General features: G+C 70.8%; 17 protein-coding genes. 13 read left to right on the top strand and 4 right to left on the bottom strand.

Features of this window, described 5'->3' with window-relative positions:
• The first annotated feature begins 291 nt into the window (after positions 1 to 291).
• From ACFVH5_RS33360 to ACFVH5_RS33325, 8 genes are all read left to right on the top strand, one after another.
• Positions 292 to 3,054 carry a DNA translocase FtsK gene (locus ACFVH5_RS33360; protein WP_385837445.1) on the top strand — a complete coding sequence of 921 codons (2,763 nt, stop codon included), beginning with the start codon at positions 292 to 294 and terminating at the stop codon, positions 3,052 to 3,054.
• A 357-nt stretch (positions 3,055 to 3,411) separates the two neighbouring features.
• Complete coding sequence (locus ACFVH5_RS33355) at positions 3,412 to 4,269, top strand: helix-turn-helix domain-containing protein (protein WP_385837444.1); 858 nt, start codon at positions 3,412 to 3,414, stop codon at positions 4,267 to 4,269.
• A 129-nt stretch (positions 4,270 to 4,398) separates the two neighbouring features.
• Entirely contained in the window at positions 4,399 to 5,880 is a 1,482-nt protein-coding gene (gene rimO, locus ACFVH5_RS33350; RefSeq protein ID WP_385837443.1) for a 30S ribosomal protein S12 methylthiotransferase RimO, read from the top strand.
• A complete protein-coding gene (pgsA, locus tag ACFVH5_RS33345; RefSeq protein WP_385837442.1) occupies positions 5,877 to 6,707 on the top strand; it encodes a CDP-diacylglycerol--glycerol-3-phosphate 3-phosphatidyltransferase in 831 nt (276 codons plus the stop codon). Before rimO ends, pgsA begins: the two co-directional genes overlap by 4 nt.
• Positions 6,704 to 7,249 (top strand): CinA family protein, encoded by a 546-nt coding sequence (locus ACFVH5_RS33340; protein ID WP_385837441.1) that lies wholly within the window; start codon positions 6,704 to 6,706, stop codon positions 7,247 to 7,249. The genes pgsA and ACFVH5_RS33340 overlap by 4 nt, the downstream gene beginning before the upstream one ends.
• 109 nt (positions 7,250 to 7,358) lie before the next feature.
• Entirely contained in the window at positions 7,359 to 7,733 is a 375-nt protein-coding gene (locus ACFVH5_RS33335) for a helix-turn-helix domain-containing protein (protein WP_107022501.1), read from the top strand.
• A 257-nt stretch (positions 7,734 to 7,990) separates the two neighbouring features.
• Positions 7,991 to 8,461, top strand: coding sequence for a Dps family protein (locus ACFVH5_RS33330; RefSeq protein ID WP_385837440.1), 471 nt, complete (start codon positions 7,991 to 7,993; stop codon positions 8,459 to 8,461).
• 147 nt (positions 8,462 to 8,608) lie between these two features.
• Positions 8,609 to 8,893: a hypothetical protein gene (locus ACFVH5_RS33325; protein ID WP_385837447.1), complete on the top strand. Its 285-nt coding sequence runs from the start codon at positions 8,609 to 8,611 to the stop codon at positions 8,891 to 8,893.
• 139 nt (positions 8,894 to 9,032) lie between these two features.
• Here the strand turns inward: ACFVH5_RS33325 and ACFVH5_RS33320 are convergent, their stop codons facing one another.
• The 3 genes from ACFVH5_RS33320 to ACFVH5_RS33310 form a co-directional block, all read right to left on the bottom strand.
• Complete coding sequence (locus tag ACFVH5_RS33320) at positions 9,033 to 9,797, bottom strand: SDR family NAD(P)-dependent oxidoreductase (protein WP_385837439.1); 765 nt, start codon at positions 9,795 to 9,797, stop codon at positions 9,033 to 9,035.
• A 137-nt stretch (positions 9,798 to 9,934) separates the two neighbouring features.
• A complete protein-coding gene (locus ACFVH5_RS33315; RefSeq protein WP_385837438.1) occupies positions 9,935 to 10,744 on the bottom strand; it encodes an Fpg/Nei family DNA glycosylase in 810 nt (269 codons plus the stop codon).
• Positions 10,745 to 10,934: 190 nt separating this feature from the next.
• Positions 10,935 to 15,917 (bottom strand): ATP-dependent helicase, encoded by a 4,983-nt coding sequence (locus tag ACFVH5_RS33310; RefSeq protein WP_385837437.1) that lies wholly within the window; start codon positions 15,915 to 15,917, stop codon positions 10,935 to 10,937.
• Between the two features lie 326 nt (positions 15,918 to 16,243).
• On the opposite strand from ACFVH5_RS33310, the gene ACFVH5_RS33305 reads away from it, so the two are divergent.
• From ACFVH5_RS33305 to ACFVH5_RS33295, 3 genes are all read left to right on the top strand, one after another.
• A complete protein-coding gene (locus ACFVH5_RS33305; RefSeq protein ID WP_385837436.1) occupies positions 16,244 to 17,143 on the top strand; it encodes an AraC family transcriptional regulator in 900 nt (299 codons plus the stop codon).
• Positions 17,144 to 17,217: 74 nt separating this feature from the next.
• On the top strand, positions 17,218 to 17,910 hold the full coding sequence (locus tag ACFVH5_RS33300) for an AzlC family ABC transporter permease (protein WP_385837435.1): 693 nt from the start codon (positions 17,218 to 17,220) through the stop codon (positions 17,908 to 17,910).
• Positions 17,907 to 18,215 (top strand): AzlD domain-containing protein, encoded by a 309-nt coding sequence (locus ACFVH5_RS33295; RefSeq protein WP_385837434.1) that lies wholly within the window; start codon positions 17,907 to 17,909, stop codon positions 18,213 to 18,215. The genes ACFVH5_RS33300 and ACFVH5_RS33295 overlap by 4 nt, the downstream gene beginning before the upstream one ends.
• Before the next feature lie 7 nt (positions 18,216 to 18,222).
• Here the strand turns inward: ACFVH5_RS33295 and ACFVH5_RS33290 are convergent, their stop codons facing one another.
• Positions 18,223 to 19,167, bottom strand: coding sequence for a hypothetical protein (locus ACFVH5_RS33290; RefSeq protein ID WP_385837433.1), 945 nt, complete (start codon positions 19,165 to 19,167; stop codon positions 18,223 to 18,225).
• 80 nt (positions 19,168 to 19,247) lie between these two features.
• On the opposite strand from ACFVH5_RS33290, the gene ACFVH5_RS33285 reads away from it, so the two are divergent.
• Together ACFVH5_RS33285 and ACFVH5_RS33280 are read left to right on the top strand one after the other, a co-directional pair.
• Entirely contained in the window at positions 19,248 to 19,442 is a 195-nt protein-coding gene (locus ACFVH5_RS33285; protein ID WP_384798774.1) for a DUF3046 domain-containing protein, read from the top strand.
• A 61-nt stretch (positions 19,443 to 19,503) separates the two neighbouring features.
• A partial coding sequence (locus tag ACFVH5_RS33280) for an AI-2E family transporter (RefSeq protein ID WP_385837432.1) occupies positions 19,504 to 20,408 on the top strand: 905 nt, incomplete at its 3' end.

Below are 20,408 nucleotides of genomic sequence, written 5' to 3'. Positions count from 1 at the left end.
GTCCCGGCGGACTCGGCCGCCGAAGGTGAGGCGTTCGCCGGTCGTGAGGCATCCGCAGGTTCGCTGGCGGCGGCTCAGACCCCTTGTGAGGCTGTGGGGTTGCCGTGGCTCGGTGGGCCTGACCTGATCGGCCCTCTCGTGCCGCACGGCCGCCGGTGCGCCGAACGACGTTCCGCGCGGCCGGGGTTGCCGCCGAGGCGGCGTCAGCCCGGCGCCGGGAACGGGCGACACGAACGGGTGAAGCAGTAGGCACACGTGTCCGCAGTGGTCTCCACCGGTAACCTCACACCCATGGCCTCACGTCAGCCCGCAGCCAAGAAGTCGCCCGCGAAGAAGGCGGCCGCTCCGACGAAGGCTGTGGCGAAGAGGGCCCCCGCGAAGAAAGCTCCCGCGAAAAAGGCGCCCCCGAAGAAGGCCGCAGTCCGCAAAGCAGCGCCTCCGAAGCCGGCGCCCAGCCCGACAGGGGGCGTGTACAGGCTCGTACGCGCGCTCTGGCTCGGTGTCGCGCACGCCGTCGGCGCCGTGTTCCGCGGGATAGGGCGTGGCGCCAAGGGGCTCGACCCGGCGCACCGCAAGGACGGTCTCGCGCTCCTGCTGCTCGGTCTCACCCTGATCACCGCGGCGGGGACCTGGTCCAACCTCCGAGGCCCGGTGGGCGACCTCGTCGAGATGCTCGTGACCGGCGCCTTCGGCCGCCTCGACCTGCTCGTGCCGATACTGCTGGCGGTCGTCGCCGCCCGGCTCATCCGGCACCCCGAGAAGCCCGAGGCCAACGGACGCATCGTCATCGGTCTCTCCGCGCTCGCCATCGGCGTGCTCGGCCAGGTCCACATCGCCTGCGGGGCACCCGCGCGCAGCGACGGCATGCAGGCGATAAGGGACGCGGGCGGGCTCATCGGCTGGGGCGCGTCGACTCCGCTGACGTACACCATGGGCGACGTGCTGGCGGTGCCGCTCCTGGTGCTGCTCACGGTCTTCGGGCTGCTGGTGGTCACCGCGACCCCGGTCAACGCGATTCCGCACCGGCTGCGGCTGCTGGGGGTCCGGCTGGGCGTCCTGCAGCCCCGGGCGAGCGACGACGTGTTCGCCGAGGACGACGACGAGCGCTACGACGAGCAGTGGCGTGAGGTGCTGCCTGAGAGCCCCCGGAGGCGCCGTACGGCGCCCGAGGCGTACGACCCGGACGATGCCGAGCAGGAGGCGCTCTCGGAGCGCCGGAGCCGCCGCAGGCGGCCTGCCGTGCAGCAGCCCGCCCTGGACCGGCCCATGGACGCCGTGGACGTGGCCGCTGCCGCCGCCGCGGCGCTCGACGGCGCGGTGCTGCACGGGATGCCGCCCTCGCCGCTGGTGGCCGACCTCACGCAGGGCGTCGGCACCGACCGGGGGGAGTACGAGGACTCGGGTACCGGCGAGGAGGCCGGCCGGCGCGAGGAGCCCACTCCGGTGCCCGCCGCGCGCGCCAGGAGCGCCAGGCCCAAGCAGGAGATGCTGAAGGCCGAGGTCGCCGACCTCACCAAACCTGCCCCCGACACGTCCCGGGACCTCCCGGCACGGGCCGAGCAGCTCCAGCTCCGCGGCGACATCACGTACTCCCTGCCGTCGCTCGACCTCCTGGAGCGCGGCGGCCCCGGCAAGACCCGCAGCGCCGCCAACGACGCGGTCGTCGCCTCCCTCCAGAACGTCTTCAAGGAATTCAAGGTCGACGCCTCCGTCACCGGCTTCACACGCGGTCCGACGGTCACCCGGTACGAGGTCGAGCTCGGCCCGGCCGTGAAGGTCGAGCGGATCACGGCGCTCGCCAAGAACATCGCGTACGCCGTCGCCAGCCCCGACGTGCGGATCATCAGCCCGATCCCCGGCAAGTCGGCGGTCGGCATCGAGATCCCGAACTCCGACCGCGAGATGGTCAACCTGGGCGACGTACTGCGGCTCGCGGACGCCGCCGAGGACGACCACCCGATGCTCGTCGCGCTCGGCAAGAACGTCGAGGGCGGCTACGAGATGGCCAACCTCGCGAAGATGCCGCACGTCCTGGTGGCCGGAGCGACCGGTTCCGGAAAGTCCTCGTGCATCAACTGCCTGATCACCTCGGTCATGGTGCGGGCGACCCCCGAGGACGTCCGCATGGTCCTGGTCGACCCCAAGCGCGTCGAGCTGACCGCGTACGAGGGAATCCCGCACCTGATCACGCCGATCATCACCAACCCGAAGCGGGCCGCCGAGGCGCTGCAGTGGGTCGTACGGGAGATGGATCTGCGGTACGACGACCTGGCCGCCTTCGGGTACCGGCACATCGACGACTTCAACGCCGCCATAAGGAAGGGCAAGGTCAAGCTGCCCGAGGGCAGCGAGCGGGAGCTGTCCCCGTACCCGTACCTGCTGGTGATCGTCGACGAGCTCGCGGATCTGATGATGGTCGCGCCGCGCGATGTCGAGGACTCCATCGTGCGCATCACGCAGCTCGCGCGCGCGGCCGGCATCCACCTCGTGCTCGCCACGCAGCGGCCGTCCGTGGACGTCGTCACGGGTCTGATCAAGGCGAACGTGCCGTCCCGGCTCGCCTTCGCCACCTCCTCGCTCGCGGACAGCCGCGTCATCCTCGACCAGCCCGGCGCCGAGAAGCTGATCGGCAAGGGCGACGGGCTCTTCCTGCCGATGGGGGCGAACAAGCCCACCCGTATGCAGGGCGCCTTCGTCACCGAGGACGAGGTCGCGGCCGTCGTGCAGCACTGCAAGGACCAGATGGCGCCCGTCTTCAGGGACGACGTCACCGTGGGCACCAAGCAGAAGAAGGAGATCGACGAGGACATCGGCGACGACCTCGACCTGCTGTGCCAGGCCGCCGAACTGGTCGTCTCCACGCAGTTCGGGTCGACCTCGATGCTCCAGCGCAAGCTGCGCGTCGGCTTCGCCAAGGCCGGTCGGCTGATGGACCTCATGGAGTCCCGCAACATCGTCGGACCCAGTGAGGGATCCAAGGCTCGTGACGTTCTTGTGAAGGCTGACGAACTGGACGGAGTGCTCGCGGTGATTCGGGGGCAGGCGGAGGCTTAGGGAGACAGGACGGGTCGCTTGTCCGGACCGGGGCGGACCGTCCTTCCGGGAGAGCGGGGCGTTTCCCTCCACGCGAGTGGACCGCTTCCCTTCGTGCGGTGGGTCGGGCCGCCCGGGTGACCCCGTTCGGGGCCGCCGGGGTGATCCGAACGTGACTCACCCGTAAGGAAACGGTGAGCAACCGTTTCCCTTCGTCGCACGTCAAGTTGAGGGAAGGGACAGAGACATGTCCCAGTATCAGGATGACCGGCCATTCTGATGGCGTACAAAGTCCTACCGCCCGGTTGCCCCACCCTTTCGCACCCCCCCTAGACTGAACCCCCAGCACAGGTGGCTTTACGCTCGAAAGGCGCCCCCGTGTCCATCGGCAACTCCCCTGACGACCACTCCTCTGACGACAACTCCCCTCAGGACGAGCGCCCCTCCGTAGAGGACGATCAGCCTTCGGTCGGCCATACCCTGCGGCAGGCGCGCATCGCGGCGGGGCTGACCGTCGACGACGTCAGTAACGCCACCCGGGTCCGTATCGCCATCGTGCACGCGATCGAGCAGGACGACTTCGGCCCCTGTGGCGGCGACGTCTACGCGCGCGGGCACATCAAGACGCTCGCCCGCGCCGTCGAGCTCGACCCGGCCGTACTGCTCAAGCGCTACGACGCGGACCACGGCGGGCGGCCCGCGCCGACCCCGGCCGCACCCATGTTCGAGGCGGAGCGGATCCGTCCCGAGCGCCGGGGCCCCAACTGGACCGCGGCCATGGTGGCCGCGATCGTCGCCGTGATCGGCTTTGTCGGATTCACGATGTTCAGCGGCGACGACGGCGACGGCAGGACGACGCAGGTCGCGGAGGGCTCGACGCCCACCGCGAGCAAGCCCGCCAAGACCAAGCCGACGCCGACCAAGCCGGACACCCCGAAGTCCGACCCGTCCGACGCCATCGCGGCCGCGCCGCAGGACAAGGTCACCGTCCAGGTCAGCGCCCCCGACGGCCGCAGCTGGATCTCGGCCAAGGACCACAACGGACGGCTGCTCTTCGACGGCCTCCTGGAGCAGGGCGACTCGAAGACCTTCCAGGACAAGGAGAAGGTCGACCTCGTCCTCGGCGACGCGGGCGCCATCCAGCTGTACGTGAACGGCAAGAAGATCGACGACGAGTTCCAGCCCGGCCAGGTGGAGCGCCTGACCTACACGAAGGGCGACCCCGAGGTCGGCTGAGCCGGAACGCGGCGAGAGGCGCTTGTTCGCACATCCGCCCGGCCTCTCGGGCAGGCGGGAACGGGGTTGGCCAAGATCGGCCAACCCCGTCGACGTGGGCTGTCAGTGGGACGAAGTAGTCTTGAGCCCATGCCTGAACGCCGTACCGTCGCACTCGTCACCCTTGGCTGCGCCCGTAACGAGGTGGACTCGGAGGAGCTCGCAGGCCGCTTGGAGGCGGACGGCTGGCACCTCGTGGAGGACGCCGAGAACGCGGACGTCGCCGTCGTCAACACCTGCGGCTTCGTCGAAGCCGCCAAGAAGGACTCCGTCGACGCCCTCCTGGAAGCCAATGACCTCAAGGGTCATGGCAGAACCCAGGCGGTCGTCGCCGTCGGCTGCATGGCCGAGCGGTACGGCAAGGAACTGGCCGAGGCCCTTCCCGAGGCCGACGGCGTACTCGGCTTCGACGACTACGCCGACATCTCCGACCGGCTCCAGACCATCCTGAACGGCGGGATCCACGCCGCCCACACCCCGCGCGACCGGCGCAAGCTGCTGCCGATCAGCCCCGCCGAGCGGCAGGACGCCGGAGCGGAGGTCGCCCTTCCGGGACACGGCCCCGCCGACCTCCCCGAAGGACTCGCCCCGGAGTCGGGCCCCCGTGCGCCCCTGCGCCGGCGGCTCGACGGCTCCCCGGTGGCTTCCGTGAAGCTCGCCTCCGGCTGCGACCGGCGCTGCTCCTTCTGCGCCATCCCGTCCTTCCGCGGCTCCTTCATCTCGCGCCGCCCCAGTGACGTCCTGGGAGAGACGCGCTGGCTCGCCGAGCAGGGTGTGAAGGAGGTCATGCTGGTCTCCGAGAACAACACGTCGTACGGCAAGGACCTCGGCGACATCCGCCTCCTGGAGACGCTGCTGCCCGAGCTCGCCGAGGTCGAGGGCATCGAGCGGGTGCGGGTCAGCTACCTCCAGCCGGCCGAGATGCGCCCCGGACTCATCGACGTACTGACCTCCACGCCGAACATCGCCCCCTACTTCGACCTGTCCTTCCAGCACTCCGCCCCCGGGGTGCTGCGCGCGATGCGGCGCTTCGGGAACACCGAGCAGTTCCTGGGACTCCTCGACACGATCCGCTCCAAGGCCCCGCAGGCCGGCGTGCGGTCGAACTTCATCGTGGGCTTCCCCGGCGAGACCGCGGACGACCTGGCGGAGCTGGAGCGCTTCCTGACCGCCGCGCGCCTCGACGCCATCGGTGTCTTCGGGTACTCCGACGAGGACGGCACCGAAGCGGCCACGTACGAGAACAAGCTGGACGAGGACGTCGTCGCCGAGCGGCTCGCGCGCGTGTCCCGGCTCGCCGAGGAGCTGGTCTCCCAGCGGGCGGAGGAGCGCGTCGGCGAGACCCTCCAGGTGCTGGTCGAGTCCCTCGGCTCGGCCACGGAGGACGAGCCCGCGTACGGCCGCGCCGCGCACCAGGCGCCCGAGACCGACGGCCAGGTGGTGTTCACGAGCGGCGAAGGACTGACCGTCGGCCGTATGGTCGAGGCGAAGGTGGTCGGTACGGAAGGTGTCGACCTGGTGGCCGAGCCGCTCCCGGGCTCGCTCGTGTGTACTGAGGAGGCGGCCAGATGACCGGAGTCCCGGCACCTGCGGCGGGCGGCTCCGGTGCGCCCGGTACACGCGGTGCCGCCGGTGCTCCCGGCGCCCCTGGCGCGGGAACCTCCGGTACGGGAACCACCGGTCCGGGAGTCTCCGGTACGAACGCTTCGGGTGCGGGCGTATCCGGCACGGGCGTCTCCGGTACGGGTGTATCGGGTGCCCAGGGTCCGAAGACGCCGCGCGGCGGCAAGCTGATCGACGCGGCCGTCAACCAGGCCAGCGTGTGGAACGTCGCCAATCTGCTCACCATGCTCCGGCTCGTACTCGTACCGGGCTTCGTGGCACTGATGCTCGCCGACGGGGGATACGACCCCGTATGGCGGGCCTGGGCCTGGGCGGCTTTCGCCGTCGCCATGATCACGGACGTCTTCGACGGACATCTCGCCCGGACGTACAACCTCGTCACCGACTTCGGGAAGATCGCCGACCCGATCGCCGACAAGGCGATCATGGGAGCGGCGCTGATCTGTCTCTCCTACCTCGGCGACCTGCCGTGGTGGGTGACGGCGGTGATCCTCGGACGGGAGCTCGGGATCACCCTGCTGCGCTTCTGGGTGATCCGCTACGGCGTGATCCCGGCCAGCCGCGGCGGCAAGCTGAAGACACTGACACAGGGCATCGCCGTCGGCATGTACGTCCTGGCGCTGACGGGGCCGCTGGCGACCCTGAGGTTCTGGGTGATGGCCGGGGCGGTCGCCCTGACCGTCGTCACCGGAGCCGACTATGTGAGACAGGCCATTGTGCTGCGGCGCGAGGGAATGGCCGAGCGGAAGGCCGCCGCCGAGGAGGCGGAAGCGTGACGTCCACGGCCGCCGAAGTGCTGCGACTACTCACGGTGAGGGGCGAAACCCTTGCTGTCGCGGAGTCGCTGACCGGCGGTCTGGTGGCTGCGGAACTCGCGTCGGTGCCCGGGGCCTCCAAGGCCTTCCGCGGCTCGGTGACCGCGTACGCCACCGACCTCAAGCGTGACGTACTGGGCGTCGACGCCACTCTGCTGGATCAGCGCGGAGCGGTGGATCCGCAGGTAGCGGCCCAGATGGCGGCCGGCGCACGCAAGGTGCTCGGCGCGGACTGGGGAATATCGACCACCGGAGTCGCCGGCCCGGAGCCCCAGGACGGGCAGCCGGTCGGCACGGTTTTCATCGCCGTGGACGGGCCGTCCGACGCGACGCATGAACGCGCTCTTGGCGGGAAAGTGTCCGCGCTGCGGTTGAACGGCTCCCGGACGGAAATCCGTATGGAGAGTGTACGGAGCGTGCTCGCCCTGCTTCTGGAGCGGCTTGTGAGCGAACACCCTGGGAATGATCGGGCACAGGATACGGAACAGAACGGGGGGTTTTGATGTTTGCAGCCCTGAGTGAACACGACATCGCTCCCCGCACGGCCGCGGCGCAAGGCGGTACGGTGGGGCGAGAAGGATGCGGCTATGCGGACCGAGGAGGGAGCCACCGATGATTCTGCTCCGTCGCCTGCTTGGTGACGTGCTGCGTCGGCAGCGCCAGCGCCAGGGCCGTACTCTGCGCGAAGTCTCCTCGTCCGCCCGAGTTTCACTCGGCTATCTCTCCGAGGTGGAGCGGGGGCAGAAAGAGGCTTCCTCGGAACTGCTCTCCGCGATCTGCGACGCGCTGGACGTACGGATGTCCGAGCTCATGCGGGAAGTGAGCGACGAACTCGCTCTGGCCGAGCTGGCCCAGTCGGCAGCGGCCACCGAGCCTGTACCCACACCGGTACGCCCGAGGCTCAACTCCGTCTCGGTGAGCAGTGTGCCGCCGGAACGGGTGACCATCAAGGCGCCTGCGGAGGCGGTCGACGTCGTCGCCGCGTGACGCCCATCGGCTCACGCCTGTGAGCTGGGAACGCGCCGTGCACAGCGCAGATCGGCAGCACTGAGAAGAACTGTGTGAGAGCCCCGGCCGGGGCTTCTCCGGAGAGATCCGGGGGAGTGCGGTCGGGGTTTTTGCGTTGAGTCAGGGGCGCGGCTTCCTGGGGGAGTGAGGTTTGTCGCGTTTGCCGGTATCGGCCGGGGCGGCGATGGTGGAGGGCGGGGGCAAGGCCCGGGGGTGCTGCTGACCGGAGGATGTCGATGTACGTCGTGAAGAGCCCGCTGTCCGATGCCGACCTGAAGACCGTGTCCGAGGCGCTGCAGGGCGCTCTGGTCGACCTGGTGGATCTGTCGCTCGTGGCGAAGCAGATCCACTGGAACGTGGTCGGCCCGCGCTTCCGGTCCGTCCACCTCCAGCTCGACGAGGTCGTCGACACCGCCCGGCTGCACTCCGACACCGTGGCGGAACGTGCCTCCACGCTCGGTGTCTCCCCGGACGGACGCGCCGCGACCGTCGCGCACAGCAGCGGGATCGGGCCCGTGAAGGACGGATGGGTGAAGGACACCGACGCGGTCGGAACCCTCGTGGACGCCCTCGGAGCCGTCATCGCGCGGATGCGGCAGCGGGTGGGGGCCACAGGGGAGGCGGACCCGGTGAGCCAGGACATCTTCATCCAGATCACCGCGGACCTTGAGAAGCACCACTGGATGTTCCAGGCGGAGAACGGGTAGCGGCGGGGTTGTTCATGTCCGGGGCGTGCCGCGGTGGGGCGGGAGCCGTTGGTGCGCCCGGTGCGCTCCCGTAGTGCTGGTGCGCCCTGTCGAGAGGGAAACGCGGCGGTCTAGCGTCGCGCTGGAGGCGGTGCCATGACTGGGCGGATGAAACGGACGGGGCGGGTCGGGCGAATAGCCAGGTGGGGGCTTGCCCTGGGTGCAGGAGGGCTGTGGTGGTGGGCGGTGATACGGCTGGCCTTCGCCGCGGACGCCGGTGTGCTGGAGGGTGCGGTCGCGGCCGGCGGGTGGGGGCTGAGCCTGCTTCCGGTGCACTGCGTACCCAAGGGGCGGGCCGTGGGGGCGGCCGGGTCCGACCAGTGGATGCGGCGGGCTTCCGGGGCTTGGCGGAGGTGGCGTGGGCCGTTGGTGGAGCGGGGGGAGCCTTTTTGAGGTGCTTGATGGGTTTGTAGTGCCCGCTGGGTTTGTGGTGCCTGCTGGGCTTGTAGTGCTTGTGGTGCTTGTGGGGCAGTGGTGTCTGAGGGAGCAGTGGTGTCTGCGGGGGGTGGTGGTGCGGGTTGTTGTTTTGTTTTCACCAAGGCATCGCCACGCCACCGTTCGGGCGGAGGATCTGGCCCGTCGTGAAGGCCGAGGCGCCGGATGCGAGGTGCAGGACCGCGTGGGCGATGTCCTCGGGCTCGCCGACCCGGCCCAGTGGCGACATCCGTGACATGAACGCCTCCGTCCGCGTCTGAGCCTCGTCGTCGTGGCGGTCGGTCATGGGCGTACGGATCCAGCCCGGCGCGACCGCGTTGACCCGGATGCCGTGCGGGCCCATCTCCGTCGCCAGGGTCTTCGTCAGCTGCACGACCGCCGCCTTCGCGGCTCCGTAGCAGAGCAGCCCCGGCCCGCCGGTGTCCACGGCCCCCGACGCCATCGTGATGATGCTGCCGGGTGTCCTGGAGGTCAGCATCGAACGGGCCGCCGCCTGGCAGGCGTACAGGACGCCCTTGAAGTTGACCGCCAGGACCCGGTCGAGGTCCTCGTCGCGGGTCTCCAGGACCGGGCTGCTGTGCATGATCCCCGCGACGGCGGCCATGACGTCCAGGCGCGCGCAGGTCGCGACCGCCTCGTCGAGCCTGGCGCGGTCGGTGACATCGAGGGGGTGGGTACGGGCCGTACCGCCCGCGTCCTTGATCAGGGCCGCCGTCTCGTCCAGGCCTTGAGTGTCCAGGTCCGCGCAGTGGACGGTCGCACCCGCCTCCGCGAGCAGCACGGCGCAGGCGCGGCCGATGCCGCTCGCCGCGCCGGTGACGAAAGCGGTGCGTCCGGTGAGGTCGTACGCCGTGACGGGCATGCAGGGACCGTACGAGCGATCTGACGGGTCGTCAATTGGTCTTGCGGGGTGGTTTGTGAGGGGCCGGTCTCACCTGGCGGGGCGGAGCGGAGCAGGGTGGGGCGGGCCCGGCGGGGCGTTGGGAACTGTGTACGACCTCACCGTTGGCCGGGCTGTGGGTACGGGCCCGGTTGGCACGACGGGCACCAGTACGTGGGGCGATCGCGGGAGCCGTCACCCTGGTTCGCCACGCGGATCCGGGTGCCGCAGCGCAGACAGGGGCGGCCCGCGCGGCCGTAGACGAACAGGGTCTGGTCACTGCGGCCGGTGGTGACACGGGTGGGGCGCTCGCGGTTGTACTCCAGGAGCTTCTTGGAGACCGTCGGCAGGTGGGCGGCGTACTCGGTGGGGAGCGCGCCGACGGGGAGCCAGGGGGTGACGCGCAGCAGGAAGCAGATCTCGCTCTTGAAGACGTTGCCGACGCCCGCGAGATTGCGCTGGTCCAGGAGGGCTTCGCCGAGGGCGCGGTCGGGGTCGCCGAGGAGGTTCGCCAAGGCCTTGTCGGGATCCCAGTCGGGGCCCAGGAGGTCGGGGCCGAGATGGCCGACCGCGCGGTCCTCGTCGGCGGTGTGGAGCAGTTCCAGGACGGGGAGCCGGTAGCCGACCGCTGTGCGTTCCTCGGTGCCGAGAATCGCGCGGATCTGGTGAGCGGGGCCGCCGCGCCAGCGCTCGCCGGGGGCGTGGATCTTCCAGGAACCGTCCATGCGCAGGTGCGAGTGGAGGGTGAGGCCGCCCTCGACGCGGGTGAGCAGGTGCTTCCCGCGCGGGACGACGCTCAGGACCGTGCGTCCGGTGAGGTCGGTCAGGGCGTACTTGGGGACCCGGAGATCGGAAACGGTCAGCACGTGGCCCGCGAGGGCGTTGTGCAGGCGCCGGGTGGCCTGCCAGACGGTGTCTCCTTCGGGCATGGGATCCAGGGTGGCATGGGGTGGGTGGGGGCGTCGGGTGGGTGGTGCGGGGCGCGGGGTGCGCGCTGCGTGGCGGGCGGCGGCTTGGGGATGGTGGTCTGGGGGTGGGTTGGCCGTCCCGATGGGGACGAGTCGGGGATGGGCTGGGCGGGTGGCGTGTCCGGGTGGTGGGTGGTTCTAGTGGGTGGTTCTAAGCGCGTAGGCGCAGGCCTCGTGGGGTCGCGTGGAAACCTGCTCCCTCCAGGAGGGTGCCGAACTCCGACGTCAGCGCGGAGGCGCCGTTGACCCGCTCCACGGTGACCGTGCCGAGGGAACCCGCGCCGGCCGACGCGGCGAGTGCCTCGGCGGCCGTGCGCAGACGGGCGTCGTGCAGGGTCGCCTCGTCCGGGGCGGCGGGCCAGGCCAGGAGCGTCTTGCCGCCTCGCTCCATGTAGAGAGTCAGCTCGCCGTCCACCAGCACGACCAGGGAGCCTGCTTTGCGGCCTGGCTTGTGGCCGGCGCCGGTGGGAGGCTCGGGCCACGGGAGGGCCGCGCCGTAGGCGTTCGCGGGGTCGGCGGCGGCCAGCACGATGGCGCGGTTCGTGCTGCTCGCACGGGTGCGGGAGGAAGGGCCGCCGGGGAACGCCTGCGGGGCCGAACGGGGGGAGTCGGCGTAGGGAGACGCGTAACCTCGCCCGGCGCCGGGTGCTGACGCACCGGGTGGAGTGGACCTGGATGCCGAGGAGCCTGGGCGGGAGCCTGAGGGGCGTTCGGAGCCGCCGTTCAAGGAGTACGGGTCGTTGGCCGCGGACACGTCGGTGGACAGGAAGTCCAGGTTGCCGTCGAAGGGGTCCGGGTGCCCGGCGGAGCCGTCGAAGGGGTTCGGGGTGGGCGCGCCGGAGTGGTTCAGCGCCGGAGCACCCGGGAAAGCGGGCTCCGGCAGTGACTCGCCCCGCTCGCGTGCCGTGGCCGCCGCACGTAGCCGGTCCACCGCGCCGTCCATCGCGAACTGCGCGGCCCCCAGCCCCTCCACCACATAACCCCGGCGCGCCTGGCCGCTCTCCTCGAAGACCGACAGGACGCGGTAGACGGCGGAGAAGCCGCCTTCCACTCCCTCCGCGGCGACCGCGCCCCGGGTGACCACACCGTGCCGGTCCAGCAGGGTGCGGGCCAGCGCGTGGGCGCGCACGGTGGCGTCGGGCTCCAGGTCGGGCAGCAGCGACCAGCGGCCCGCCACGGTCGGCGGCCCCGTACGCGAGGTGGGCCGCGCGGCGGCCGTCAGGCTTCCGTACCTCCCTCGGGGCATCGTGCGCTTCGCGCGGTGCGCGGTGGAGCCCGCGGTGCGGCCCGAACCCAGCAGGGAGCGCATCGGGCCGAGCGTGTCGTTCGTCAGGCGGCCCGACCATGCCAGGTCCCAGACCGCGTCCGCCAGCTGGGGATCGGTGGCCCCCGGGTGCGTGGTGGCCCGGACCTGGTCGGTGATCTGGCGGAAGAAGAGGCCGTAACCGCCGGAGAGGGCGTTCAGGACCGACTCGTGGAGTGCTGTCAGCTCCAGGGGATGCGGGGCGGGGAGGAGGAGCGGTGCCGCGTCCGACAGATACAGGGAGACCCAGCCGTCCTTGCCCGCCAGTGCGCCGGCACCGGCCCAGACCACCTCCCCCGCGGCCGTCAGCTCGTCGAGCATCGCGGGGGCGTAGTGCGAGACGCGGGACGGCAGGACCAGCTTCTCCAGCGCGGACGCCGGTACCGAGGTGCCCTGCAACTGCTCCACCGCACGTACGAGTCCGTCGAGGCCGCGCAGGCCGTGCCCGCTGCCCAGGTGCTGCCACTGCGGCAGGAACTGCGCCAGTGCGGCGGGCGGCACCGGCTCCAGCTCGTGGCGCAGCGCGGCGAGCGAACGGCGCCGCAGTCTGCGCAGCACCGCCGCGTCACACCACTCCTGGCCGATCCCCGCCGGATGGAACTCGCCCTGTACGACCCGACCGCTTCCCGCGAGCCGCTGCAGGACCCCCTCGGTGACCGCTACACCGAGACCGAAGCGTGCTGCCGCCGCCGTCGAGGTGAAGGGGCCGTGCGTGCGCGCGTACCGGGCGAGGAGATCGCCGAGCGGGTCCTTGACCGGCTCGGTGAAGGCCTCGGGGACGCCGACGGGCAGCGCGGTGCCGAGCGCGTCGCGCAGCCGGCCCGCGTCCTCGATGGTCGCCCAGTGGTCCGCCCCGGCGATCCTCACCTGGATGACGCGGCGGGCCGCGGCCAGGTCACGGGCCCACTGCGGATCCGCTCCGCGCTCGGACAGCTCGGTCCCGGTCATCGGGCCGAGCATCCGCAGCCGGTCCGCGACGCCCTCGGCGTCCTTGATCCGGCGGTCCTCGGTCAGCCACTGCAGCTCGCGCTCCAGCTCGGTCAGGACGTCCGCGTCCAGGAGCTCGCGCAGCTCCGCCTGGCCGAGCAGTTCGGCGAGCAGACGTGAGTCCAGCGACAGGGCCGCCGCGCGCCGCTCGGCCAGGGGCGAGTCGCCCTCGTACAGGAACTGGGCGACGTAACCGAACAGCAGGGAGCGGGCGAACGGGGACGGCTCCGGGGTCGTGACCTCGACGAGCCTGACCTTGCGGGACTCCAGGTCGCCCATCAGCTCGACGAGGCCCGGTACGTCGAAGACGTCCTGGAGGCATTCGCGGACCGCTTCCAGGACGATCGGGAAGGAGCCGAACTCGCTGGCCACCTGGAGCAGTTGGGCGGCGCGCTGGCGCTGCTGCCACAGGGGGGTGCGCTTGCCCGGGCTGCGGCGCGGCAGCAGCAGGGCGCGGGCCGCGCACTCACGGAAGCGGGAGGCGAACAGGGCCGAGCCGCCGACCTGGTCCGTGACGATCTGGTTGACCTCGCCCTTGTCGAACGCGATGTCCGCCGCGCCCACGGGGGCCTGCTCGGCGTCGTACTCCGAGCCCAGCTTCACGGGCTCCTGGTCCAGTAGGTCCAGGCTCATCAGGTCGGCGTCCGGGAGGCGCAGCACGATGCCGTCGTCGGCGTGCATGACCTGGGCGTCCATGCCGTACCGCTCGGAGAGACGGGCGCCGAGCGCGAGCGCCCAGGGGGCGTGGACCTGTGCGCCGAAGGGGGAGTGCACGACGACCCGCCAGTCGCCCAGCTCGTCGCGGAACCGCTCGACGACGATGGTGCGGTCGTCCGGGATGTGGCCGCAGGCCTCCCGCTGTTCGGCCAGGTAGGAGAGGACGTTGTCCGCGGCCCAGGCGTCCAGGCCCGCGGTGAGGAGCCGCAGCCGGGCGTCGTCCTTGGGCATCGAGCCGACCTCGCGGAGGAATGCGCCCAGCGCGCGGCCCAGTTCGAGCGGGCGTCCGAGCTGGTCGCCCTTCCAGAACGGGAGCCTGCCCGGTACACCTGGCGCGGGGGAGACCAGGACGCGGTCGCGGGTGATGTCCTCGATGCGCCAGGAGCTGGTGCCCAGGGTGAAGACATCGCCGACTCGGGACTCGTAGACCATCTCCTCGTCCAGTTCGCCCACCCGGCCGCCGCCCTTCTTCGGGTCGGAGCCGGCGAGGAACACTCCGAAGAGGCCGCGGTCCGGGATCGTGCCTCCGGAGGTGACGGCCAGGCGCTGGGCGCCGGGGCGGCCTGTGATCGTGCCGGCTACTCGGTCCCACACGACGCGGGGGCGCAGTTCCGCGAAGGCGTCCGACGGGTAGCGGCCCGCGAGCATGTCCAGGACCGCCGTGAACGCCGACTCGGGGAGTGAGGCGAACGGCGCCGCCCTGCGGACCGTGGCGAGGATGTCGTCGTACTGCCAGGTGTCGAGCGCCGTCATCGCGACGATCTGCTGGGCCAGTACGTCCAGGGGGTTCGCGGGGACGCGGAGGGATTCGATGGCGCCGGTGCGCATGCGTTCGGTGACCACTGCGGCCTGTACGAGGTCGCCCCGGTACTTGGGGAAGACCACGCCTGTGGAGACCGCGCCTACCTGGTGGCCTGCGCGGCCCACGCGCTGGAGGCCCGATGCCACTGAGGGCGGGGACTCCACTTGGATGACCAGGTCCACCGCTCCCATGTCGATGCCCAGCTCAAGGCTGGAGGTGGCCACCACCGCGGGGAGGCGGCCCGCCTTGAGGTCCTCCTCGACCAGGGCGCGCTGTTCCTTGGAGACCGAGCCGTGGTGGGCGCGGGCGATGACCTGCGGGGCGCCCTGGGAGGCGCCTGAGCCGCCCATGAGTTCGGCGGGGGAGTGGTGCTCCTCCAGCGGTTCGCCCGTCGCCCGCTCGTACGCGATCTCGTTCAGCCGGTTGCAGAGGCGCTCCGCGAGGCGGCGGGAGTTCGCGAAGACGATCGTCGAGCGGTGGGACTGGACCAGGTCGGCGATCCTTTCCTCTACGTGCGGCCAGATGGAGGGTTTCTCGGCGCCTTCGTTGGAGTCGGCGACCGGGGAGCCGCCCAGCTCGCCCAGGTCCTCTACGGGCACGACCACGGAGAGGTCGAATTCCTTGCCTGAAGGGGGTTGGACGATCTCCACCTTGCGGTGCGGGGAGAGATAGCGGGCGACCTCGTCCACCGGGCGGACCGTGGCGGACAGGCCGATCCGGCGGGTCGGCTTCGGCAGTAGTTCGTCCAGCCGCTCCAGGGTCAGGGCCAGGTGGGCGCCGCGCTTGGTGCCCGCGACTGCGTGCACCTCGTCCAAAATCACTGTCTCGATGCCCGTCAGCGCCTCGCGCGTGGCCGATGTGAGCATCAGGAACAGTGATTCGGGAGTCGTGATCAGGATGTCCGGGGGGCGGGTGGCCAGTGTGCGGCGCTCGGCGGGTGGGGTGTCGCCGGAGCGGATGCCGACCTTCACCTCGGGCTCGGGGTGGCCCAGGCGGACGGCTTCCTGGCGGATGCCGGTCAGGGGGCTGCGGAGGTTGCGCTCTACGTCCACCGCCAGGGCTTTTAGCGGAGAGACGTAGAGGACTCGGCAGCGTTTTTTGGGGTCGGCGGGGGGTGGGGTCGAGGCCAGCTGGTCCAGGGCGGCGAGGAATGCGGCCAGGGTCTTGCCGGAGCCGGTCGGGGCCACCACCAGCACGTCCGAGCCCTCGCCGATGGCCTTCCACGCGCCGGCCTGGGCGTCGGTGGGCGCGGAGAAGGCCCCCGTGAACCAGGCGCGGGTCGCGGGGGAGAAGCCGTCCAGGGCTCGGTGTGCGTGGCTGACCATGCGTCCATCCTGCACCCGGGCACTGACAATGGGGCTGACCTGCGGCGGAGGGGTGTGCTTGCTGTGGGTCGTGGGTGCGCTTGCCTGTTCGGTGGGGCGGGGCCGGTCCGGGGGTATCCGTCCTCGGTCTGGCGCGAGGTTGGGAGTTTTGAAGTGCTGCGGTTGTGCGCCAGCCGCTGCGGGCGGATACCCCCGGACCGGCCCCACCGCGGCCGTCGGGCGTCTGCGGGCAGACAGCCAGGCGGCAGAGGCAGAGGCAGGGGGTGGTGGGGGTGGTGGCTGGAGGGGCTGTGCGGCTTGGTGGGGTTTTGGGGGAGGATGGGGGTATGGCGGGTGTGGGGCGGGAGCTGGCTCGGCACTGGCAGTACGCGGAGTTGCCCGGTGTCGATCTGCTGCGTGCTCGGTATGTTCGGAAGACCTTTGTGCGGCATACGCATGAGAACTTCGTCATCGCCGCCATCTCGGACGGGGTGGAGGTCTTCCATCACGGTGGGGCCGATCAGTACGCCGGGGCCGGGGCGCTCGCGCTGGTCAATCCCGATACCCCGCACACGGGGCGCGCCGGTGTTCCCGAGGGGTGGCGGTACGGGGCTGTCTATCCGTCGCCCGAGCTGGTGGCGGAGATCGCCGCCGAGACCACCGTTCTTCGTGGTGCGCCCGGTTTCATGAGTCCGGTCGTCGACGATCCGTACACCGTGGGGCTGGTGCATCAGGTGTTGCGTGCCGCCGACGAGGGCAATGCGCTGGCCGCCGACACCTTGTTGCGGGTTGCCGTGACTCGGCTGTTGCGGGTCAACGGGGGAACGCTGCCGCAGCGGGTACCGCGGACCGCGGGGGCCCGGGTGGCCGCACGCGCGCGTGCGGTTCTCGAAGAGCGGATCGTGCGGCCTCCCACGCTGGAACGGCTCGCCGGGGATCTGGGGACCAGTTCCTTCGCGTTGCTGCGTGCCTTTCGGGACGCCTATGGGATGCCGCCCCATGCGTGGCTCACCGATGTTCGCGTGCGGCGCGCGCGTCGGCTTCTGGACGCGGGGATCGTGCCTGCCGAGGTGGCGCTGACCGTGGGATTCACCGATCAGTCGCACCTCAGTCGGCATTTCACCCGGATCGTGGGTGTGCCGCCGGGGGCCTATCAGCGTGAGCGCAAGAACGTACAAGATTCGTCGGAGGGGGCCCGCCTACCGTCCCAGGCGTGGCAGAAGAAACAGCAGTTTCCGCAGATGTAGCAGACGGAAGAGATGGGAGAGGTACTAGGGCGGGTGTGCCTGGTGGTGGCGGTGGGAAGGCTGATGCCGCCGTTGTGCGGGATGCGCTCGGGGTCGGGGTGGCCGTCGGGCTTTCCGGGTTCGCCTTCGGGGTGACCTCGGCGGGTAGTGGGCTCACCGTCCTGCAGACCTGTGCTCTCAGTCTTCTGGTGTTCACCGGTGCCTCGCAGTTCGCCCTCGTGGGGGCGCTGGCCGGCGGGGGCAATCCGTTCGCTGCCGCGGCGGGTGCGTTCTTCCTCGGGGTGCGCAACGCCTTCTACGGACTGCGGCTGTCGCAGTTGCTGGCCCTCCCGCGCGCGGTGCGGCCGTTCGCCGCCCAGTGGGTCATCGACGAGACCACGGCCGTGGCTCTCGCCCAGCCCACGCGGCGCAGCGTGCGGATCGGGTTCACCGTCACCGGGCTGTCCCTCTACGTGCTGTGGAACCTCACCACACTGCTGGGCGCGCTGGGCGCCGAGGCCATTGGTGATATTGATGCCTGGGGTCTCGACGCGGCGGGGCCGGCCGTTTTTCTGGCGCTGCTCGCGCCTATGGTCAGGACGCCTTTGGAGCGTGTTGTCGCGGGCTGTGCGGTCGTTCTGGGGCTTGGGCTGCTGCCCGTGCTGCCTGCCGGCGTTCCCGTGCTGGTGGCTGCGCTGGCCGCCCCGGTGGCGCTTTGGGTCCATGGGCGCCGTGGGGCGCGTACGGACTCCCCTGGTGGGCGTGAACGGGCGGGGGAGAAGCGTTGAGCGTCTGGATCGCCATCTGTGTGACCGCTGTCGGTTGTTATGCGGCGAAACTCATCGGGTTGATGATTCCCGCGGGTGCTCTGGAGCGGCCGCTCGTGCAGCGGCTGGCCGCTCTGTTGCCCGTCGCCCTGTTGGCCGCCCTGACCGCACAGCAGACCTTCGCCGACGGCCGTCTCCTGGTGCTGGACGCGAAGGCCGCGGGGCTTGCCGCGGCCGCCGTGGCCCTGTTGCTGCGTGCCCCCTTCCTGGTGGTCGTCGCTGCGGCTGTGCTGGTCACGGCAGGAGTGCGGGTCGTGACTGGTTGAGGGGGCGTCAGCTGGTGGGTAGGCCGTATGCCCTCAGGGTGCGTAGTGCCTCGATCGTGACCATGGGGCGGGCCTCCAGGGCTGCACCCGGAGCCCACTGGCGCCAGCGGATCGGCCAGCCGCCGTCCTCCTGTTGCTGCGTTCTCAGGAAGCCCAGGGAGCGGGTCATCTCCTCGTCGGTGAACCAGGCGCGCGCGAGGGAGCCCGGTGTCTTTGCGTAGTCGTGCGGCAGGTGGTGTTCCCCGGGTGCGTAACCGGGTGCCACAGGGAACGCGTCGAGGTGCTCCGGGTCCAGCACCGCGAGTCGTTGTTCGCGCACCAGACGGCCGAGCCGGTCGGCGGCCGCCTCCGCGCGCGGACGGTCGGGGGCGTGGTCCAGGAAGGCCACGGCGGCCTCGACCTCGTACGGATGTGTCTTCTCCAGGGACTCCACCGCCTGCCAGCAGAAGTCGGTGGCCCGGAACAGCCAGGCGTGCCACACCTCGTTGCGGTGCAGCAGGCCCACCACGGGGCCGGTGGCGAGCAGTTCGCTGGGCGGGTCGTCCACGATCAGGACGAAGGGGGCCGCCGGATAGCCCCGCTGGCTGGGGCGGATCGCCGGGAGCGCGCCGTCCTGCGTCGACACGGAGGTCAGATAGCGGCAGACGCGTTCCACCCGCTGTCCGCCGCAGCGCCCGATCGAGTCCAGGACGCGCAGCGCGTGCCCGACGTGCAGGGGCTGGCTGACCGGGCCGCGCAGATCGGGTTCCAGCGCGTGGCCGTACCCGTCGTCCTCGTTGCGGTAGGCGGACAGCGCGGTCTCGACCGCGTCCGCGCCGCCGCCCAGGAAGTGGTACGCGAAACGCCGCTGCTCCAGCACGCGCGCGGTGAGCCAGACGAAATGCTCGGCGCGCGCGACGGGAGTGTGCGCCGGGGGCGTCGGGGGGAGTGGGGATGCTCCTGTTTCGGCCATGGGTCAGACCGTAGGACGGAAAGCGTTCTCGGCAAGCGGTCCCGGCTCGGGCCCACCCTCAGGGGCGGGATAATGGATTCATGCGGTTGACGGTCTTCTGGGAGCGGATGTCGGATCACTTCGGTACGGAGTACGCCGACACCTTCGCGCGCGATCATGTGATGTCGGAACTCGGCGGGCGTACGGTGCAGCAGGCGCTGGACGCGGGCTGGGAGGCGAAGGACGTGTGGCGCGCGGTGTGTACTGCGGTGAACGTTCCCCACGAATCGCGCTGAGCGCTCACGAAGATCCGGGGGAGTGGGGTCGATTGCCTGTGGCGTGGGCGAGACTTGGCCCGTGGCATCGACAGATGAGACCGCGCAGGTCGGACAGCACGCATCACCGCTCGGCACGACACCTCCCAGGCCCCCGGCCGGAGGCGTGGCCGAGGGGGGCGGTCGCATGCCGCGCTGGTTGCCGCGGGCCATGGTGCTCGCCCTTGCCCTCATCGCCTGTTTCCAGCTGGGCAGTTGGGCCTTTCACCAGCTGACCGGGCTGCTGATCAACATCCTGATCGCGTTCTTCCTGGCCCTCGCCATAGAGCCCGCGGTGAGCTGGATGTCCTCGTTCGGCATGCGCAGGGGGCTGGCCACCGGCCTCGTGTTCCTCGTCACGATGATCGTGAGCGCGGGCTTCATCACGCTGCTCGGCTCGATGCTCGCCGGGCAGATCATCGACATCGTCGAGGACTTCCCGAAGTACGTCGACTCGGTGATCAGCTGGATCAACACCACCTTCCACACCGAGCTCAGCCGCGTCGACATCCAGGACAGCCTGCTGCGCTCCGCCTGGCTCCAGAAGTACGTGCAGAACAGCGCCACCGGCGTCCTGGACGTGTCCGCACAGGTGCTGGGCGGCCTCTTCCAACTCCTGACGATCACCCTGTTCGCGTTCTACTTCGCCGCCGACGGCCCGCGGCTGCGGCGCGCGCTGTGCTCGGTACTGCCTCCGTCCCGGCAGGCGGAGGTCCTGCGCGCGTGGGAGATCGCCGTCAACAAGACCGGCGGGTACCTCTACTCGCGCGGCCTGATGGCGCTCATCTCCGGCCTGGCGCACTACGTCCTGCTGGAGTTCCTCGGCGTGGACTACGCGCCGGTGCTCGCCGTGTGGGTGGGACTGGTCTCGCAGTTCATCCCCACGATCGGTACGTATCTCGCGGGCGCCCTGCCGATGCTGATCGCCTTCACGGTCAACCCCTGGTA

It is taken from the genome of Streptomyces sp. NPDC127119 (genome assembly GCF_042677425.1).
Taxonomy (GTDB): Bacteria; Actinomycetota; Actinomycetes; order Streptomycetales; family Streptomycetaceae; genus Streptomyces.
Note: the sequence above shows the minus strand (reverse complement) of the source record. Positions and strands in the feature narration are given on the sequence as shown.

Bases quoted from the DNA above. Each gene is read 5' to 3' on its own strand.
- ACFVH5_RS33335 (WP_107022501.1), top strand. From the start codon at position 7,359: ATGATTCTGCTCCGTCGCCTGCTTGGTGACGTGCTGCGTCGGCAGCGC.
- ACFVH5_RS33305 (WP_385837436.1), top strand. From the start codon at position 16,244: ATGGCGGGTGTGGGGCGGGAGCTGGCTCGGCACTGGCAGTACGCGGAG.
- pgsA (WP_385837442.1), top strand. From the start codon at position 5,877: ATGACCGGAGTCCCGGCACCTGCGGCGGGCGGCTCCGGTGCGCCCGGT.
- ACFVH5_RS33310 (WP_385837437.1), bottom strand. From the start codon at position 15,917: ATGGTCAGCCACGCACACCGAGCCCTGGACGGCTTCTCCCCCGCGACC.
- ACFVH5_RS33325 (WP_385837447.1), top strand. From the start codon at position 8,609: ATGAAACGGACGGGGCGGGTCGGGCGAATAGCCAGGTGGGGGCTTGCC.
- ACFVH5_RS33285 (WP_384798774.1), top strand. From the start codon at position 19,248: ATGCGGTTGACGGTCTTCTGGGAGCGGATGTCGGATCACTTCGGTACG.
- ACFVH5_RS33320 (WP_385837439.1), bottom strand. From the start codon at position 9,797: ATGCCCGTCACGGCGTACGACCTCACCGGACGCACCGCTTTCGTCACC.
- ACFVH5_RS33330 (WP_385837440.1), top strand. From the start codon at position 7,991: ATGTACGTCGTGAAGAGCCCGCTGTCCGATGCCGACCTGAAGACCGTG.
- ACFVH5_RS33290 (WP_385837433.1), bottom strand. From the start codon at position 19,167: ATGGCCGAAACAGGAGCATCCCCACTCCCCCCGACGCCCCCGGCGCAC.
- rimO (WP_385837443.1), top strand. From the start codon at position 4,399: ATGCCTGAACGCCGTACCGTCGCACTCGTCACCCTTGGCTGCGCCCGT.
- ACFVH5_RS33315 (WP_385837438.1), bottom strand. From the start codon at position 10,744: ATGCCCGAAGGAGACACCGTCTGGCAGGCCACCCGGCGCCTGCACAAC.
- ACFVH5_RS33360 (WP_385837445.1), top strand. From the start codon at position 292: ATGGCCTCACGTCAGCCCGCAGCCAAGAAGTCGCCCGCGAAGAAGGCG.